The 17,068-nt window shown below is 57.3% G+C and carries 17 protein-coding genes; 9 read left to right on the forward strand and 8 right to left on the reverse strand.

The features are described from left to right. Position 1 precedes the first annotated feature (1 nt). The gene (locus AADW23_RS10335) at positions 2-1,180 is read right to left on the reverse strand and encodes an amidohydrolase family protein (RefSeq protein WP_341860858.1); all 1,179 of its coding nucleotides are present in this window, start codon (positions 1,178-1,180) and stop codon (positions 2-4) included. A gap of 63 nt (positions 1,181-1,243) precedes the next feature. Here AADW23_RS10335 and AADW23_RS10340 point away from each other — a divergent pair, with 63 nt between their 5' ends. Genes AADW23_RS10340 through AADW23_RS10350 form a run of 3 tightly spaced genes read left to right on the forward strand, consistent with a single transcriptional unit; the run spans position 1,244 to position 3,450 of the window. Continuing rightward, positions 1,244-2,029 carry an SDR family NAD(P)-dependent oxidoreductase gene (locus AADW23_RS10340; RefSeq protein ID WP_341860859.1) on the forward strand — a complete coding sequence of 262 codons (786 nt, stop codon included), beginning with the start codon at positions 1,244-1,246 and terminating at the stop codon, positions 2,027-2,029. Continuing rightward, on the forward strand, positions 2,026-3,033 hold the full coding sequence (locus tag AADW23_RS10345) for a GntR family transcriptional regulator (protein ID WP_341860860.1): 1,008 nt from the start codon (positions 2,026-2,028) through the stop codon (positions 3,031-3,033). The genes AADW23_RS10340 and AADW23_RS10345 overlap by 4 nt, the downstream gene beginning before the upstream one ends. A gap of 18 nt (positions 3,034-3,051) precedes the next feature. Further along, complete coding sequence (locus tag AADW23_RS10350; RefSeq protein ID WP_341860861.1) at positions 3,052-3,450, forward strand: RidA family protein; 399 nt, start codon at positions 3,052-3,054, stop codon at positions 3,448-3,450. Positions 3,451-3,487: 37 nt separating this feature from the next. Here AADW23_RS10350 and AADW23_RS10355 read toward each other — a convergent pair whose 3' ends face one another. Genes AADW23_RS10355 through AADW23_RS10380 form a run of 6 tightly spaced genes read right to left on the reverse strand, consistent with a single transcriptional unit; the run spans position 3,488 to position 9,129 of the window. Next, positions 3,488-4,768: an amino acid deaminase gene (locus AADW23_RS10355; RefSeq protein WP_341860862.1), complete on the reverse strand. Its 1,281-nt coding sequence runs from the start codon at positions 4,766-4,768 to the stop codon at positions 3,488-3,490. Next, the gene (locus AADW23_RS10360) at positions 4,768-5,574 is read right to left on the reverse strand and encodes an aldolase/citrate lyase family protein (RefSeq protein ID WP_341860863.1); all 807 of its coding nucleotides are present in this window, start codon (positions 5,572-5,574) and stop codon (positions 4,768-4,770) included. Before AADW23_RS10360 ends, AADW23_RS10355 begins: the two co-directional genes overlap by 1 nt. Before the next feature lie 15 nt (positions 5,575-5,589). After that, a complete protein-coding gene (locus tag AADW23_RS10365; protein WP_341860864.1) occupies positions 5,590-6,378 on the reverse strand; it encodes an SDR family oxidoreductase in 789 nt (262 codons plus the stop codon). Continuing rightward, entirely contained in the window at positions 6,378-7,343 is a 966-nt protein-coding gene (locus AADW23_RS10370) for a Gfo/Idh/MocA family oxidoreductase (RefSeq protein ID WP_341860865.1), read from the reverse strand. Before AADW23_RS10370 ends, AADW23_RS10365 begins: the two co-directional genes overlap by 1 nt. After that, complete coding sequence (locus tag AADW23_RS10375; protein ID WP_341860866.1) at positions 7,337-8,107, reverse strand: SDR family oxidoreductase; 771 nt, start codon at positions 8,105-8,107, stop codon at positions 7,337-7,339. Before AADW23_RS10375 ends, AADW23_RS10370 begins: the two co-directional genes overlap by 7 nt. Then, positions 8,104-9,129: a Gfo/Idh/MocA family oxidoreductase gene (locus tag AADW23_RS10380; RefSeq protein ID WP_341860867.1), complete on the reverse strand. Its 1,026-nt coding sequence runs from the start codon at positions 9,127-9,129 to the stop codon at positions 8,104-8,106. Before AADW23_RS10380 ends, AADW23_RS10375 begins: the two co-directional genes overlap by 4 nt. A gap of 289 nt (positions 9,130-9,418) precedes the next feature. Here AADW23_RS10380 and AADW23_RS10385 point away from each other — a divergent pair, with 289 nt between their 5' ends. The 6 genes from AADW23_RS10385 to AADW23_RS10410 all read left to right on the forward strand — a co-directional run bounded on the left by AADW23_RS10385 (position 9,419) and on the right by AADW23_RS10410 (position 16,010). Continuing rightward, complete coding sequence (locus AADW23_RS10385) at positions 9,419-11,038, forward strand: ABC transporter substrate-binding protein (RefSeq protein WP_341860868.1); 1,620 nt, start codon at positions 9,419-9,421, stop codon at positions 11,036-11,038. Positions 11,039-11,131: 93 nt separating this feature from the next. Continuing rightward, the gene (locus tag AADW23_RS10390; RefSeq protein WP_341860869.1) at positions 11,132-12,094 is read left to right on the forward strand and encodes an ABC transporter permease; all 963 of its coding nucleotides are present in this window, start codon (positions 11,132-11,134) and stop codon (positions 12,092-12,094) included. Positions 12,095-12,097: 3 nt separating this feature from the next. Continuing rightward, positions 12,098-13,033, forward strand: a complete 936-nt coding sequence (locus tag AADW23_RS10395; protein ID WP_341860870.1) for an ABC transporter permease — start codon at positions 12,098-12,100, stop codon at positions 13,031-13,033. Positions 13,034-13,037: 4 nt separating this feature from the next. Then, positions 13,038-14,045, forward strand: a complete 1,008-nt coding sequence (locus tag AADW23_RS10400; RefSeq protein ID WP_341860871.1) for an ABC transporter ATP-binding protein — start codon at positions 13,038-13,040, stop codon at positions 14,043-14,045. Then, positions 14,035-15,042, forward strand: coding sequence for an ABC transporter ATP-binding protein (locus tag AADW23_RS10405; RefSeq protein WP_341860872.1), 1,008 nt, complete (start codon positions 14,035-14,037; stop codon positions 15,040-15,042). The genes AADW23_RS10400 and AADW23_RS10405 overlap by 11 nt, the downstream gene beginning before the upstream one ends. Positions 15,043-15,080: 38 nt before the next feature. Further along, the gene (locus AADW23_RS10410) at positions 15,081-16,010 is read left to right on the forward strand and encodes a dihydrodipicolinate synthase family protein (protein ID WP_341860873.1); all 930 of its coding nucleotides are present in this window, start codon (positions 15,081-15,083) and stop codon (positions 16,008-16,010) included. On the opposite strand, the gene AADW23_RS10415 is transcribed toward AADW23_RS10410, so the two are convergent. Next, entirely contained in the window at positions 16,007-17,038 is a 1,032-nt protein-coding gene (locus AADW23_RS10415; RefSeq protein WP_341860874.1) for an amidohydrolase family protein, read from the reverse strand. The two genes, AADW23_RS10410 and AADW23_RS10415, sit on opposite strands and share 4 nt — an antisense overlap. Positions 17,039-17,068 lie beyond the last annotated feature (30 nt).

Here is a 17,068-nt window from a genome sequence, read left to right on the forward strand (position 1 = left end):
TTCAGGTCTGTGCGCGGAAGCCTTCGACGCCTCCGACATAAGTCGCCACTACGCCAAATGAGCTTGGGTCCAACACCACAAAATCAGCCAGTTTGCCGACCTCGATGCTTCCCATGTCAGCGTCTCGGCCCAAGACCCGTGCAGGTGTCAAACTGGTGGCGTGGCTTGTGCGGGTTAGGTCAGCCCCGCCGATCGACATAAAGTTTGCCATTGCTTCATCTGGCGTAAGAGATGAGCCGCATAACCCGCCTTTGTCATCATGAACTGCGTTACCTTTAACGCTATGGACGCGGTAGCCGGGATAAAACTCGAAGGATTGGTCTTCCGCCCCCGCGAATTTCATCGCATCGGTTTCTAGAAATATCCGGTGTTCCGGCAACTGCGCCAGTAAGCGTATGAAGCCTGGGTCCGTGTGAATGCCGTCACAGATGAGGCCGATTGCAAGGTCAGGTTCCGCCAGTAGAGCGTCTGCAAGCGAGTAGGGGTGAATGCCCATGTTGCCGTAAGGCACAGGAGGCATCGCGTTGAATATATGGGTGACAGCGTCGATCCCCCAAGAGACATAGCGCGGCACGTCATGTGGTGCTGCAAATGTGTGGCCAAGGTGGATGGAAACGTCGGCCGCCTTCAGGTGCCGGATAAAGCCTTCCGCCCCGGGCAATTCCGGGGCAACCGTGACGGCCGCCAAGGTGCCGTCGGATGCCTCCAGCATCTTTTGGGCCAATTCGACGGACGGACTGGCAAGGTTTGCCGGATTATGCGCGCCGGGTTCTGCAAAACACGGACCTTCACTATGGACACCCAGCGCACGTGCGCCTTCAGCCTCGGCACACTGTCGACCTAGGTCAGACAGTACCTCGAACATCCGCGGCGCAGGGGTGCACCCGAAGGATGGGAGAAATGCTGTCGCACCGCACGACAGCAGAAATTCTGATGTCTGGGCCAGAGCGCCGGGCTGCGCGTCGCCGTAGAGATGCCGAAACATCCCATGTTGGAGCAGATCAACAATACCCGGAAACAGAATCGCGCCATGCCCGTCAATTCGCCTCCAATCGGAACTGGTGACCTCATCCGCGTCAATAAATGCCATGAACCTATCACCTTGGATCAAAAGGTCGCGAAATTCCGGGCCATTTGGGGTAATCGTGGTGACATTGCTCCAACGCTGATTGACAGACATTCCGGAATCCCTATTAGCATGTTATGATATTAATAGGTTAGGCTACCGGAGTGAATTACGCCAGTGTCACATGATCAAACAACGCAAGCCGCGCGACGTGTCTGCGTCACAGGCGGCACACACGGTATCGGGTTGGCCATCGCCACGGCATTTGCCCGCACCGGCGCGCGCGTTGTGATAAACGCACACACGGCAGACGACGGCGGTGCCTGTGACCAATTGGCAGAGCTATCCGAATGCCACTTCATTCAAGCAGATCTCAGCACCGCAGAGGGCGCACGCTCATTGATTGCCAAGTCGATCCGTGTTCTGGGCGGGATCGATACGTTGGTTTGCAATGCCGGTAATTTTTTTGATGCCCCCTTCTCCGAGCTGACAGAGGATCAGATCGACCGAACATTTAATCTGAATGTCAAAGGATACTTGCTCTGTGCGCAGGCATTTGCGGCACAGGTTTCATCGGCGCAAACCAATGCATCGATAATCTGCACCGGATCCACGAACGGCCGTGCGGCGGAGAGAAATAGTGTTGCTTATGACACGTCGAAGGGGGCGGTCTTGATGATGGTGCGTTCGCTGGCGGTGACGCTGGCCAACGAAAGTATCCGCGTGAATGGCGTCGGTCCGGGCCTCGTGGAAACACCCCTCACCAATCCGGCTCTGTCAGAGCCGGGAGTGCGAGACAAGATCGCGAGCCAGATTCCCCTGGGCCGAATTGGAACACCTCGGGACATTGCGGGAGCAGCTTTGTTTTTGGCGTCAGAAGCAGCAGGTTATATTACGGGTCAAATGCTGTATGTGGACGGCGGAATCCTTGCCCAACAAATGTCATGGGACCCCACATCATGAATACAACGCTTGTGCCACGCCATCTCCAACTTCGCGAAATGTTGTTTCACCGTTGGAAGGCCGGCGGGTTGCGACCGGGTGACCGGATTGAATCGCAGAATGAAATCGCCGGCTTTTGCGACTTTTCGCTGATTACTGTGGTTAAGACGCTCAAAGATCTTGAGGCAGAAGGTGTCATACGCCGGCAGGTCGGACGCGGTTCTTTCCTTGTACGGACCCCCTGGACCGAAGCGCATCACCGGGTCGGCTTTTTCTACAATCGTGACGTCGTGGGTGGCGGGATCTTTGATAATGACTTCTACACGCGCCTCGTTGTGGCCCTTGAGGGAGCTGTGGTTTCCGACGGACACGAGTTCATTTTGGGAAGTTTTACGAACGCCAAAATGCCGATGGCTGTATGGGACGCGCTGGACGTGATTGTCCTCACTTCGATTACTGGGGAAACAAGTCTCGATTTTCTGGAAACAACGGCGAGCCAAATCAGCGTCATTGACCAAACCCTCGTGCATCCACGCGTGCATAGTTACCGGTTGGATTATCAGCAGGCGTTCCGTGACATGTTCCAACACTTCGGATCAGCGCCTCATCGCGTCTTGTACCTCGATAGCCAAATCGCGTCTAACGAACAGCGGATGCGGCGCAACTCTATCGTTCAGGCCGCGGCCGAGTTTGGTCAGGACTGCACGTTGGATGTGGCGATGGTTCATCAAGAAGATGGAGAAGGCGGGGTAAAGCCCGTGCTCGACGCAGTAGAACGTTTCGACCCCGATATCATCGTTGGCTACACCAACTCTGGCTGGTTAGAACAAATCCGATCGGTGGCGCGGACGGGAACCCAAATCTACCCCTACGGCCTCGATGCTGTGGGAGCGGGATTTGTAGTCCATGCGTCAGACTGGATGCAGTCTGTATTGCCGCAAGTTTACAACAACCTTGCAGACCGAAAAGCACGAGGCGCCGTCCATAGCTTTGACGTCCGCTTCATTCCTCCGCTTCTTACATAACCTCGAAAGGCCAATCAAATGCTCAAAATCGTCGAAAAAGGCGCTCTCTCCGACCTGCCGTTTAGCCCTGCCATTGTGGCGGGCGACTTTGTGTATGTCTCGGGGCAGGCATCCGTCGATCGTACAGATGGGCACATCATAAATGGCACTTTCGAAGAGGAAATGCGCCGGTCCATCGAAAATTTGGAGGCGATCCTTCAGGCCGAGGGCTTGAGCCTTGATCACGTGATCAACGTGCGCTGCTATCTGCGAAGCGCGGATGACGTAGCCGAGCACAACCGAATCTTTCCTGAATATTTTGCAGAGCCACGCCCGACCAGAACAACGATCACCGGCGTCTTGGGCACCATGCTTGAATATGAGCTCGACTGCGTCGCCTTCGCCCCCACACGCCGCCAAGACGCGCAACGCGGCTAAGCCACAATGCGTTAGAGACCGAGTTCTGGATGCTCTACTAGAACTCGGTCAGTATCCCGCCCGTAACATCGTAGTCGTCGCTGACAACCGGTATAAACCGCCATTTGTCGAAGGCGGTACAGGGGTGGGAGATTCCGGAGCCAATCATGTCACCAACCTGCCAATCGCTATCCTTGGGTAAGCGAACAAAGGCATGTTGGTCGTTCATCGCGAAAATCTGGGTCTCTCCCAATGGGGCAGTGCCTTTGCCCGGCACGAAGCGGGCGAACGGCACGGGTAAACCCGCGTCATAGGGCGCGTCCCGTTTGCCCATGGTCAAAAGCGCCAAACCCGGCTCGGGTCGCGATTGCACATAGGCCCAGACCTCTAGCGCCGGTTTCAGTGTCGACGTCCAATCGCGCGCCGGGTCTTTGCGGGCCGCTTCCTGGGCCGCGAAATAGGCACCGGAATCGTTGGTTACATAGCACCCACTGCGCAACACGATGCGGACGGGAACCGGAAGCGAAAGCGTCGCGAAAGCCCGCGCGATCATGTCGAAATGGGCAGAGCCGCCGCCGGTCAGTATGAACTCGTCCAAGCCACCCAAAAGTTTTCCGGGCAAGGTTGAGGCGATGTCTACAACGGATTGGGCGTATTCGGCGACCGGGTCCGCGCTATCGGCGATGCCCGGCACAACCCCTTCAAACGCAGCGACGCCGGCAAAGCGGATTAGCGCTGGATCGGCCTGCGATATCGCCTCAGCCAAAGCGCTGGCCTGATCTCGCGTCCTTACTCCCGTGCGTCCACCGGGGATACCCACTTCCAGCAAAACCCGGATCGGTCGGGACGGGGGCGCGGCCTGAAGATGCCGCTCGATCAAAGCCAATTGGGCGGGGGAATCCACGAAGCAGTAGAACTCAAGCTCCTCGTCGCGGTGCAACATGGCAGAGACACTGGCAACCGCTGATTTCCCGATCAACTGATTGCCAAGCAAAATACGCTTCACGCCGTAGTGGTGCATGACCAAAGCCTGCTGGACCGTCGCCGCGGTGATCCCCCAAGCTCCGTTGTGTAGCTGTTCGTCAAAGATCTGAGGCGCCATCGTCGTCTTGCCATGGGGGGCAAGGGACAGGTTATGGGCTGTAAGGTAGTCGCCGAACACTTCCGCGTTGTAGTCAAGATTGGATCGTTTGAGCAGGAGCAAAGGTAACGGCATATCCTCCTCCATGACATTCCAGCCTTTCGCGGCGATATCGCCCAAACGAAACGGAGGGGCCGTGCCCGGAACGCCTTTAGTGCGACCGTCCAGAATGGTGTCCTCAATTCCCGATACGAGCATTACAAGTCTCCAAAGGCCGCCATCGCGGCATCGGCATAATTGACCAAAGCGACGACATCAGCGCCGACGCTCAGGAAGTTATACCCCATGTCGGCATAGCTGCTGATGTTGGGCTGAGAGCACACAGTCGCTGCGATCTTGCCGTTTTTGCGTGCCACTTCCGCCACGCGGCGACGGACATTTTCGATATCAGGATGGTCAAGCTGTCCTGGAATTCCAAGCGCGACGGAGTAATCGCCCGGCCCGAAAAACAAGCAATCCACTCCATCGATCTCGGCAATCGCGTCGAGGTTGTCGACGGCCTCGGGATCTTCGATCTGATGGCAGACGAAACGTTCGGAATTGGCCTGTTCCATGTAGTCAAGCAATCCTACGCGGGTGAATTGTGCGTCGGCGTTTCCACCATCGACAGCGCGTTTCCCTAAGGGGTGGAATTTCGTGTAATCACGGACGGTTATGGCGTCTTCTTTATTCATTACATGAGGAACGATGAGCCCCGCTGCATCCAGTTCCAGCCCGCGAATATAATCGCTGTAGCTGCCGCGCGCGACACGCAGAACGGTGTCCACGTCATGGATTCGGGCCGCGCGGATCTGATGTTCCACATCCGCCCAACTGGCCCCCACATGTTCCATGCAGAGCCAGATCGCATCGAGTTGTGCGCTGGCGAAAATCTCGGCTACTTTCGGATCGGTGGTATTCAACTTCAATACCCGCGCGACCTTGCCCGCGCGTATCGTTCGTAACACGCGACTTTCACGCATAGTAAATGTACCTGGGGTCTTTGCGGCATAGGGTTCAGCCATGACAGATATCCTTGATTATTTCGCGGTATAGCCGCCATCGACGGGAATATTCGCGCCAGTAATGTAGGCTGACGCATCGGAGGCGAGGAAGACGATGATGCCTTTGAGGTCCGTTGTATTTGCCATCCGCCCCAGCTGTGTGCGCTCGGAATAGGCAGCCACAAAGGGCGCAGGTTGGTCGGTGAAGAAGCCGCCGGGTGCCACGCAATTCACCCGGATATTGTGTGCGCCTAGGATGCTGGCAGCCCAACGACTGAAGTTCTGCATCCCGCCTTTTTCGTAAAAATAAAGCGGCGACGGATTGTCGTGCATGTTGGTGCCCGCATAATTGGCAGGCTCTACGCCCACAGTGCCCATCATAGACCCGATATTGATGATCGAGCCGCTGCCACGGTGTTTCATCGCCTCCGAGACCAAATGTGTAAGGTAAAACAGGGAAGAAGCGTTTACCCGAAGTGCCTTGTCATAGGCGTCCATCGACCCGCCCCAGAGGGCTTCAGGATTGCGAGTCACGGCGTTGTTCACAAGGATGTCGCAGGGGTCGGACTCTGCCTCGATCGTCGCGACAAGTGCGTCGATAGAGGATTGATCGCCCAAATCGAGGGGCAAGGCGCGTACATCGTACCCACGCGCGCGTTCCTCTTGCGCTACGGCCTCCAACGCTTCGATACCGCGCGATGCGATATAGGTTGTCGCCCCGGCCTCGGCTAAGGCGGCAACGATCTGCCGCCCGTAGAGGCCAGCGCCCCCGGTGACCAGTGCCACCTTCCCTGTCAGATTCAGTGTGTCCAGTACGTTGCTCATCAGCCTGCCTTTATATCGCTAATCAAGATTTCAGTGCCGCCGTTATCCCGGCTCTCAATGCCCGCGATGACGAGTTTCATGAGCTCTTGCGTCTCGGCCCATGGCACAGGGGGCGTGCCGCAGCGCAGCCAGTCGACAACCCCCACCAATTGCGTCTTGAAAGCGTGGTAGGTGTCTTGAGACCGTAGTTGAACGCCGCCCTGTGTACCCGCAATCGTCAGAAAGCCAGATCCGCCGATCTGGTCGCCAATCACCGAAATCGTCACATCAATGCCGTCGCGGTGCTTCAGATGCACAATGTTGCGCTCAAACGTACCAGTGTTGCGCACGCTCACAAAGCCGGGGCCGGTGATGGGCAAGATCGTCTCAAGCGCGTGAATGCCGTAGGTTTCCCATTTTTTGGCCATGGTCATCGTGACGTGACGCAGATCTCCAAATTCGTGTGTGCGTTGGTGATACGGCGCGAATTCCTTTGCATATCGCATCGCGGAAGAGCTGAGGATCGGATGGCCCTGCGCTGCCCATTGGGAGAACTGCTGTAAGTCTTCGCGATTGTCGCACAGCGGCTTGTCGATGAAGACAGGAATGCCAGCCTCGACGAACGGGCGGGCGCGGGCGACGTGCTGGTGCCCGATATCCGTCGCGATCAGCACGGCGTCGACATGGCCTATAACATCCTCGGCGCGGTTCGCGACATTCGGGATATGGGCGACGGCTGCGACTTGTAATGCGTCGGCAGGATCATCGGTCCAGACGTGGGTCACCTGTGCGCCAGCAATGCCCAACGTCTCAGCTGGTTGCTTGGCGATATAGTCGCGGATCGTGGCGTAGGGACAGTCGGCGAGAGCGTCCGCATCGTAGCTGCCGTTGACGATGATGCTCCAGGAATAGGGATGGCCGTTGCCCTCCGTCATTCCCAGCATTGCCAGGCGAAGGGGTTTGTCGCCCAACGGAAATTTTACCATGCCGTCCATCCTCCATCGACACTTAGGGTTTGCCCGGTGATGTAGCTGGCGGCCTCTGACAAAAGGAACACAACCGCACCGGCAGTTTCATGGCGCTGTCCCATGCGGCCCATCATCGTATCGCGGGTCAGGTTTGCGATGAACTCAGGGTTGGCATCCTGAACGGCCTGTGGCGGGAAGGGGCCGGGCGCAATGGCGTTCACCCGAATGCCGGAGCGTCCATAATGTCCTGCCATATAACGCGCCATCTGGCCGATCCCGGCCTTGCTTGCCCCGTAGTCAATCGGGTTTCGCGGCATTCCTCCTGGGTAATTGGCCGCATCGGGGGCCACAATGCCGTACATCGAGCCATAGAACACCATCGCACCGCCATGGGGCATCGCGGCAGCGGCTGCACGTGCCAGCACGAACGTACCGGTCAGGTTGATCCGATTGGTGCGGTCAAATTCGGCGGCTTCGAGTTGATCGAAGTGCGTATTGCTTGACCCGGCGGTTGCCATGACAAGGCCGTGAAGCTCCGGGCATTGCGCAACACTCGCAAGGATCGAGGCCTCATCCCCCATATCGATATGATGGGTCGCGACCGTGCCTTCGCCCGGTTGAGCCTCGAGCGTTGCCTTGGCTTCAGCAAGACGCCCCGCGTGATGATCTGCAATGCACAAGCTCGCACCCTGCGCTCGCAACGCTTCGCAGACGGGCAGCCCCAGATACCCTGCGCCGCCCGCAATCAGGACTGTTTTTCCGGCCATTGAAAACAAGCTCATGCCACGGCTTCCAGATCTATGAAGCGCCGCTCAATCCACGATTGCTTCGCAGCCAACGCCAGCGCCAGATTGGTCCGGGCGTCCGACAACGTGGCAAGCGGGTCCGGCTTGCCATCCAGCGCGTCAAGCATGGCCTTTGCTTGGATCGTGAAGCGCGCCTGATGGGCCTGCATCGGGACCATCCCCTCCATGAAATCACGCTGTTCCGACCAGTGGCCGCTGTCGTCACCTGCGTAGCTTAGGGTGGCATGTTCCAACAGCAAGTTGCCGTCGGTTCCGATGAATTCAGCTTGCGCAACATTGCGTTTCTGGAACTGGTTGATCGTCAAGTTCGCCATCGCGCCGCTCGCGAATCTGATCACTATCAAGCATGTGTCCTCGGTTTTGCTACCCTCAAGAGCGTATTGATCGTACATCGCCCCAACGGTGACAGGGCGTCCCATGATTGAAATCAGCATGTCGAAGCTATGGCTCGCAGCATCCAGGATTGCGCCGCCACCCATGTCAGGGCGGGAGTAATATGTCGTGCGATAATCCGGGCGGTACTTCGCAAAGTCTTGCGAGCTGTTAAGATATGCAAGCTTCAGCGCGCCTATTTTTCCGGCGTCGATCTGGGCACGCAGGTTCCGGACTTCTGGTGCGATCCGGCGGATGTAGCCGACACGCGCAAGAATGCCTGTGCATTCCACCATTTTGATCGCCGCGTCGACGCCGTCCATTGTGACTGCAAGCGGTTTCTCTACCAAAAATGGGAGCTTAGCAGCCGCACAGGCTTCCATAATGTCGACATGAAAATTGGCCGGCGTGCAAATGACGGCCAAGTCAAAGTCCTTCAGGTCAGCCTCGCTCAAGTCGGCGTAGGCTGCTTTGGGTGCGAATTCCGACACGACTGCCGCGCGCTTTTGCGCGTCCGGCTCGATCAAGGTCAAATCTGCGCGGCCGGTTTCCATATAGCCTTTGATATGTCGCCTGCCGATTCCGCCCGAACCTATGATCAGAACGTTGCGCTTGCCTGAACTCATTGCGGTGCTCCCCAGCATACTGCTTGACTTGTGGCCGAATTTAGATCGGATTTGGTGGCTACAAATTCTTGACACACCACAAAATGCCATGTTGATATGTTAATAGGATATCTTGGCCTGTCAACGCCATGTTGGCGGTCAGATGGACACGGTGTTTCAAGTGTAGGGGCCACAGGTGGGCGCTTACCAAGCGAAGAAAATTCGCGCGCTTGTTGCGTCGGTTTGAAATGGGGCGGCCACGCGAGTGCTTTCGCGGGCCGCACATCATGAATGAAAGCAGGGGATTTGAATGAACAAGTTAGTTACAACATCCGTAATGGCCTTGGTCGCAGCACAGGTGGCCGGTGGCGCCTATGCTCAGGCCATCAACTCCAATGGCTTATCTGACCCACGAGTGCGTCAAGCAATTGCCTACGCTATTGATATGGAGACAATTGCAGAGACTTTGTTTGAGGGTGCCGCAATTCCGGCAGTGGGCCTCACGTCTGACGCCGCCAACTATCCTGACGGGATGAACAGCTATTCCTACGACCCAGAGCGTGCGCGCGAATTGCTGGCTGAGGCCGAGTGGGACAGCAGTCGCACCCTGGATGTGGTCTATTATTACCCCGATGAACTGACAGCGAACTTCATGGCGGTTATCCAGGCGCAGTTGGGCGACGTGGGTATCGACATTACGTATCGGCTGCTCGAAGGCGATGTTGGTGCGCAGATCAGCGGCCTTCCGGAAGACCCGGTAAACGGGCCTGCTGCCGTTGATTGGGATATCCTTTACGGCGCCCGTGCGGCGATCGCCAATCAGGAATATTTCAACCGCTTCGCGGAAGGCGAGATGCCGACTGTGCCAACCGTGGAAGCGATGCTGCCCCATGTGGCCGCTGTGAACGCGACCGCAGATCCAGAAATCCAGCGGGAAGGCTACCGCGCGATGGAAGGCATCATTAATGAGAACGTCTACATGCTGCCGCTGTACTATCAGCAGCTATACGTTTTCCAAAGTGACAGGATCAACCGCAACGGCGCCCCCGTCGGTAACGAGCAATACAACTACAACTCTGCCATCGAGACTTGGACTGTAGAGCCCAACGAGGATGGCGAATTGGTTGCTTACACCAACGCCGGTCCGGCACAGTTCTTCGAGGTGCCTTGGCAGAACCTTGGCATCTGGGTGTCGAACAAATACGTCTTCGATACGATCCTTGAGGCGGACAGCACGCTAACGCCTATCGGCGGTGAGCTGGCGGAAACCTATGAGTTGTCTGACGATGGCCTGACGTTCAGCTTCACCTTGATCGATGGTCTCACGTGGCACGACGGTACCCCGATCACGGGCGCGGATGTGCAGGGCAGCATTGAGATGGCCTCTCAGTTCCCGATCACGCACCCCGTCCTTGCTGCTACCCTGTCACGGATCGAAGGCGCAGACGCGTTCACGGCAGGTGACGCAGACGCGATCAGCGGGATCGCGGTTGACGGCAACACCGTGACCCTCACATTTGCTGAGCTTGACCCGAACGTCCTGTTGTCGTTCACCCAGTTCGCGCCGCTGCCGATGTCTTACTTTGAGGGCGCAGATCCCCTCCAGCTGCAGCAAAACGAGTTCTGGCAGATGCCGATCGGCTCCGGTCCCTACATGATCGAAGAGGCGCGGATGAACGAGTTCACGACCTTGGTGCCGTTCCAGGATTATCACCGTGGTGTGGCGCTGATCGATCAGATCATCGCATTGCCGTCCTATGACGGGGATGAAAACCTGATCCGTAACGCTGCCGCCTCGCGTGCTGATTTCGGCTACACCAAAAACGCAACGGATGTGCCCTCGCTCGAAGAGATGGAGCATATGAATGTGACCGCCGTGAACATCCCTTACACACGTTTGTTCTGGATCAATCAGTTCCCGCGGGACTGATCTCGATCACGTCTAGCGCTACGTGCGAGAGCGGCCTCAACGCCGCTCTCGTGTTGCCCAAACTCCCTGTCACCGGCCAACCCCCAGAGGCAAATGCTCACATATATCGCCCGCAGATTGCTGACCCTGATCCCGATGGTGATCGCGATCAGCTTCTTGATCTTCCTTGGCCTAGAGCTGACACCGGGCGACGCTGTTTCCCACATGATCCCCCCCGATGCCTATGGCTCGATGGATCCGGACCGACTCCAGGAACTGCGCGAAAGCCTTGGGCTCGGCAAGCCGTTCGTTGTTCGTTACTGGATTTGGATCAGTGGCGTTGTCCAAGGCAATTTCGGATACAGTCTTGCGGGCGGAGTTCCGATTTCCACCATCTTCCTGGACCGTCTCCCCGCCACGCTGGAACTTTCGTTCGCAGCCCTCGTGATCTCGACAATCCTCGGTTCCATCCTTGGCACGATCAGCGCATTGACCCGAGGCACGGTTACAGACCAGGGACTGACCGTAGTAGGCATGTTGGGCGTATCCATCCCTGAGTTCTTTTTCGGCCTTGTGGCCATCCTTGTCTTCTCTCTCAACCTTGATTGGCTGCCTGTCGGTGGCCGTACCTTGCCCGGTTATGACGGCTTCTGGGACCGCTTGCCCCACCTGATTATGCCTGCGCTGGTGCTTTCAATCATGATGACGGCGGGCGTGATGCGCTACGCGCGCTCCTCCATGCTGGATGCCTTGAGCCGCGACTTCATCCGTACCGCGCGGTCCAAGGGAATGCCTGAATGGCGCGTGAACGTCCTGCACGGCTTCCGCGTCGCCCTGACCCCGGTGATCGTTTTGATCGGTTTCCGTTTGCCTGTTCTAATCGGCGGCTCGGTCATCATCGAGCAGGTGTTTCAATGGCCCGGCATCGGCAAGGAGTTTGTCTCGGCCGTGCGAAGTCAGGACTATCCTTTGGTGATGATGGTAGCTCTGTTCTCGGTGCTTGCCGTGCTGCTGGCGAGCCTGATTGTTGATCTATTGACGGCGATCATCGATCCCCGTGTGCGGTTGGGGGACTAAGCCATGACCGACACGCAGATTACACGCCCCCGAACCCGCCGAGATGCCCAGTTTGACCGCCTGCGGGACCGCGAAGCTTCGATGCAGGGAAAGTCCCGCCGTCGTGGACGGTTCCTTGGAAAGTTCCTCAACAACCGACTGGCACTCATCGGTTTTGTGATTTTTGCCATCATCTGCATGGCGAGCCTTTTGGCGCCAATGTTGGCGCAACACAGCCCCATGTCTCCAAACCTGCGCGCGATCGCGCAACCGCCCTCGATCGAGCATTGGTTTGGCACCGACAAGACGGGCCGCGATATCTTTGCCCGCGTGCTTTACGGCGGTCGCGTCTCCATTCTGGTCGGACTTGGCAGCGCGCTGCTATCAGCGATGATTGGTGTGATTATCGGAGTCTATTCAGGCTATGTCGGTGGCTGGCTGGATTGGGTCGCCATGCGGGTGTCCGAGATCTTCATGTCGTTTCCGCAGATCATTCTTGTTTTGCTATTGGTTGCCATCCTTGGGCAGTCTCTTTTGAACCTCATCGTGATATTCACGCTGACGGGGTGGGGCGGCATTTACCGGATGGCACGGGCTAGGATGTTGTCGATCCGCGAAGAAGAATACGTTCAGGCCCTGCGCAGCTTTGGCCTTGGCCCCGCGCGCATCGCCTACAAACATATGCTGCCAAATGCGCTTGGCCCGATCATGGTCAACATCACGCTGTCGACGGCGGCCTTCATCCTGCAGGAGGCGGGCTTGAGTTTTCTGGGCCTCGGCGTGCCGCTATCTGTCCCCACATGGGGCAACATCCTGAACGCCGCGCAAGACCTGCGTGTGTTAGAACAGAACTGGTGGATATGGCTGCCCGTCGGCGCCACGATCTCTTTGTTCGTGCTCAGTGTAAATTTCATCGGAGACGGCCTGCGTGACGCAACTGACCCGTCGCAGCAGGGGTAGGGGCATGGAAAACGACGTTGCTTTGTCCGTGAAGGACCTCAAGACATACTTCTATAACAATAACCGCTGCAACCGCGCTATCGACGGTGTTTCGTTCGAGATCCGGCAAGGCAAAACGCTATGTATCGTGGGGGAAAGTGGCTGCGGAAAAAGCGTGACAGCTGCCTCTATCATGCAACTTCTGCCAACCTTGAGCCGGATTGAAGAAGGCGAGATCACCTTGCACGGCGCGGACGGACCGGTGCGGATTGATGCTCTGCCGCGTGATGGCGCGCAGATGCGCAGCATCCGCGGCAAAGACATCGCGATGATCTTTCAAGACCCGATGACGGCACTGAACCCAGTCTATTCCATTGGTTTTCAGATCAAAGAAATGCTGATGTATCATACGAAGCTGGGGCGCAAGGCGCGCCATGCCAAGGCGATAGATCTGCTGGCTTCCATGGGCATTCCCATGCCTGAGCGGCGGGTAAACGAATATCCGCATCTCTACTCCGGGGGCATGCGGCAGCGCGCGATGATCGCCATCGCGATGTCGTGCAACCCGCGCATCCTGATCGCTGATGAGCCTACGACCGCGCTCGACGTGACGATTCAGGCGCAGATATTCGAGCTGATGGACACGTTGAAACGCGATAACGGCACGGCGATCATGTTGATCACGCACGACATGGGCGTTGTGGCCGAATTGGCCGATGATGTGGCCGTGATGTATATGGGCAATATCGTGGAAGCGGGGCCGGTGGACGTGGTTATGCGCAATCCAGTGCACCCCTATACCCGTGCGCTGCTTGACTCGATCCCCGTTTTGGGTCGCGGCAAGGATCAAGAGATTAAGGCAATCCCAGGCCAAACGCCTGATCCGTATGATCGGCCCAAAGGCTGCCAGTTCGCAGACCGTTGCGCCCACCGAATTGAAAAATGTGATGAGATGCCACCCGAAACTCAGGTGTCCGATAGTCACCGCGTCATGTGCTGGCGCTATGAGGAGTTTGCAGCAGATGGCCGGTGATCCGATCCTAAGCCTGCGCGATGTCGAGGTGCATTTCCCGATACGCACCGGCATTCTGAAACGCGTAACAGGTCACGTCCGCGCGGTGGACGGAGTTGATCTGGATGTCCATCGAGGCGAGGTTCTGGGCCTCGTCGGGGAAAGTGGATGTGGCAAGACCACGCTCGGCAAGGCGATCTTGCAATTGGTCCGCGCGACCCAAGGCACCGTGACCTACAGTGACGACACTGAGAAGACAGAGTTGACGACTCTGGACGATGCGGGACTGTTCGCCTTCCGCAAACGGCTTCAGATCGTTTTCCAAGATCCACACTCTTCCTTGAACCCCGCGTTCACCATCTTTGGCTCGCTCGAAGACCCGTTGCGCCACTACGGCGTAAAAAGCCGGGCTGAGCGCCGCAAAATTGTGGGTGATCTGTTGGAAGCCGTGAATATGCGGCGAGAGGCGATGGATCGCTATCCGCACGAATTTTCAGGTGGTCAACGGCAACGCATCGGCATCGCGCGCGCGCTCAGCATCGGACCGGAACTGATCGTCTGCGACGAGGCGGTGAGCGCGTTGGACGTGTCGATTCAGGCGCAGGTCTTGCAACTTCTCATAGACCTCAAACGAGAGAAAAACCTGACCTATGTGTTCATCACCCACGACCTGAGCGTCACGGAATACCTCTGCGATCGTATTGCCGTGATGTATCTAGGCAAGGTGGTGGAGCTTTGCGACGCGGATGAGCTTTATTCAAACACGCTGCATCCCTACACGCAGGCGCTGCTGTCCGCGATCCCGGTCGCGGATCTGGATCGCAAAACGCAACGCATCGTGCTTGAGGGCGATGTGCCAAGCCCGATCAACCCGCCCTCCGGCTGTCCGTTCCACCCGCGATGCCGTTTCGCCAAGGATATCTGCAAAACGGATGTCCCAAGCCTGCGCAAATTCAAAGCCGGGCAGGGCGAACATCTGGCGGCCTGCCACCTGATAGAACACCCCCTTGCGGAATGACTGCAACGGGAAGAAACAAACGAAAGTCTCCAAATACCATGGCAAAATTCTCGATTAATGACTTCCACGGCGTCATCCCGGCCCTTGTCACGGCCTTCGACTTGGACGGTACGCTGAATGAGGATCTGACCCGTGGGTTGACCGCGTCGTTGCTGTCTCGCGGAGTTGATGGTTTTTACCTGACGGGCTCAACCGGCGAAGGGTTCATGATGAGTCCTGATGAACGGATGCGTGTTGTCCAAGTCGTCTGTGACGAAGTCGCGGGCCGTGTTCCCGTGATGGTTCACGTAGGCGCGATCAGCACCTATCAAACGGTGGCGCTGGCACAGCAGGCTGAAGCCGCAGGCGCAGACGCCATATCCTCGGTGCCGCCAATTTACTGGCCATTCACCCCGGATCAGATCGTGAATTATTATACGGACGTCACCGCTTCTACATCGTTGCCGATGGTGGCCTATAACATCACTCTCGCTGGTGCACTTGGCTTCGACATGTTGGCACGGCTTGCGACGATTGAAGGCTTAAAAGGGGTGAAATACACCGCGCCAACACATTTTGAGATTGGTCGGATGAAGCGAGAGATCGGGCCGCAGTTCCGCGTCTTCTCCGGCGCCGATGAAATGGCGATGTCAGGCCTTGCCTTCGGCGCGGACGGGCTGATCGGCTCGTTTTACAATATCATCCCCGAGCTCTACGCCGATTTGACGAAAGCGATGGCGGAAGGGCGTTTGGACGACGCAAAGGCGTTGCAAGACAAGGCCAACGACATCATCTTCTTCACGCTGCAACAATATCCAATGTCAGCGGTTAAAAGGGTCATGGCATGGCAGGGCGCGGACGCGGGCTATTGCCGCAAACCCTTCGACAACTACGAAACCCCGGAGCAGGAAGCGGCGCTAAAAGATGCCTTCCGGGCATTCCGGGATTCCCATGACCTGAGCGGGATCGGCTTCCTCGACGGGATCTAGGTCCCGTCTGGTTTCGGGACACTGTCGACCAAGGCGCGCGCGGTGTCGTGAAACAACGCATTGCGTTGCGCTTCGGTCAACCCGACTTGGCGCGCGCCCCGTTTCATTGCGCGCAGCTGTTCGTAACGGATAAATGTCATCTCCGGGTTGCAATGACCAAGAGACAGGCTGTGATTGCCAGGATGAAGTAGAGCCCAAGCGCGTCCGAAGGCGATGTATTTTCCACGCATGGGGCCGATGAGATCGTCACTGCCGTACATTACGCGGTCCACGCCGACCCCTGTGTAAAGCGCATCCAACGTATCTGCTTCGCACACGGTCGAGGTGTCGTACCAAATATTGGGAATGTCGCGCAGTGCCGAGGCCGCAGCCTCGATCGCCCAAGCGGAATAGCTACGGGCGCAATGGGCAAGGATCCATTTGGCATTGGGGTATCGCGCAGTCAGGTCCAGCAGGTCCCGGATGTTGTCAGGGTCGGCCACGGCATCGCGTTTGGACAGGTGCATCATGATGATCAGGCCCAGTTCGTCTGCCAGAGCAATCTGTTCTTCTGGAAGGAAGTCCGTAATCGCGGCATCCGCAGGGGCGGTGCCTTTGGCGTAGACAAGATAAGGCTTCAGTCCGATTATGCCCGTCGTACGCAGGGTTGTGCGGATGGTTTCGACGTTCATTTCCGGGTGAACCATCATCAATCCCGCAGAGTTTCCGCAGACTTCGTCCGCCACCAGCGCATTGGCCGCCGCAAGGTCCATTGGGCGAGGGTAGGGGTATGGGAATGATAACCTTTCGACATCACGCCCCGGCATCAGGCTGGCATCAACCGCGTCCGCTATCACGCGATCTGCCCGTGGGAAGTAATGGCCGATTGTACCCGCGTAGGGTCCGACGTGTTTGTCCAAGTCGATATAGTGGTCCCAACTATGCAGGTGTGTGTGCACGTCGAAGACACGCTGGGGCACGAAAGGGTCAAGCTCTTCGGCCCAGATACGTTCATCCAATTCCGTTGGTCTCCAAGGCATGTCAGTCATTACGTTCCCCCTTGATTTGGCATGTTAGCA

Source organism: Gymnodinialimonas sp. 57CJ19 (assembly GCF_038396845.1).
Taxonomy (GTDB): Bacteria; Pseudomonadota; Alphaproteobacteria; order Rhodobacterales; family Rhodobacteraceae; genus Gymnodinialimonas.

What these genes read in the sequence shown, in the direction of transcription:
- AADW23_RS10380 (WP_341860867.1), bottom strand. Translation starts at nt 9,129, where the DNA reads ATGAGTTCAGGCAAGCGCAACGTTCTGATCATAGGTTCGGGCGGAATC.
- AADW23_RS10375 (WP_341860866.1), bottom strand. Translation starts at nt 8,107, where the DNA reads ATGAGCTTGTTTTCAATGGCCGGAAAAACAGTCCTGATTGCGGGCGGC.
- AADW23_RS10370 (WP_341860865.1), bottom strand. Translation starts at nt 7,343, where the DNA reads ATGGTAAAATTTCCGTTGGGCGACAAACCCCTTCGCCTGGCAATGCTG.
- AADW23_RS10385 (WP_341860868.1), top strand. Translation starts at nt 9,419, where the DNA reads ATGAACAAGTTAGTTACAACATCCGTAATGGCCTTGGTCGCAGCACAG.
- AADW23_RS10365 (WP_341860864.1), bottom strand. Translation starts at nt 6,378, where the DNA reads ATGAGCAACGTACTGGACACACTGAATCTGACAGGGAAGGTGGCACTG.
- AADW23_RS10345 (WP_341860860.1), top strand. Translation starts at nt 2,026, where the DNA reads ATGAATACAACGCTTGTGCCACGCCATCTCCAACTTCGCGAAATGTTG.
- AADW23_RS10350 (WP_341860861.1), top strand. Translation starts at nt 3,052, where the DNA reads ATGCTCAAAATCGTCGAAAAAGGCGCTCTCTCCGACCTGCCGTTTAGC.
- AADW23_RS10400 (WP_341860871.1), top strand. Translation starts at nt 13,038, where the DNA reads ATGGAAAACGACGTTGCTTTGTCCGTGAAGGACCTCAAGACATACTTC.
- AADW23_RS10415 (WP_341860874.1), bottom strand. Translation starts at nt 17,038, where the DNA reads ATGACTGACATGCCTTGGAGACCAACGGAATTGGATGAACGTATCTGG.
- AADW23_RS10395 (WP_341860870.1), top strand. Translation starts at nt 12,098, where the DNA reads ATGACCGACACGCAGATTACACGCCCCCGAACCCGCCGAGATGCCCAG.
- AADW23_RS10390 (WP_341860869.1), top strand. Translation starts at nt 11,132, where the DNA reads ATGCTCACATATATCGCCCGCAGATTGCTGACCCTGATCCCGATGGTG.
- AADW23_RS10410 (WP_341860873.1), top strand. Translation starts at nt 15,081, where the DNA reads ATGGCAAAATTCTCGATTAATGACTTCCACGGCGTCATCCCGGCCCTT.
- AADW23_RS10405 (WP_341860872.1), top strand. Translation starts at nt 14,035, where the DNA reads ATGGCCGGTGATCCGATCCTAAGCCTGCGCGATGTCGAGGTGCATTTC.
- AADW23_RS10355 (WP_341860862.1), bottom strand. Translation starts at nt 4,768, where the DNA reads ATGCTCGTATCGGGAATTGAGGACACCATTCTGGACGGTCGCACTAAA.
- AADW23_RS10360 (WP_341860863.1), bottom strand. Translation starts at nt 5,574, where the DNA reads ATGGCTGAACCCTATGCCGCAAAGACCCCAGGTACATTTACTATGCGT.
- AADW23_RS10335 (WP_341860858.1), bottom strand. Translation starts at nt 1,180, where the DNA reads ATGTCTGTCAATCAGCGTTGGAGCAATGTCACCACGATTACCCCAAAT.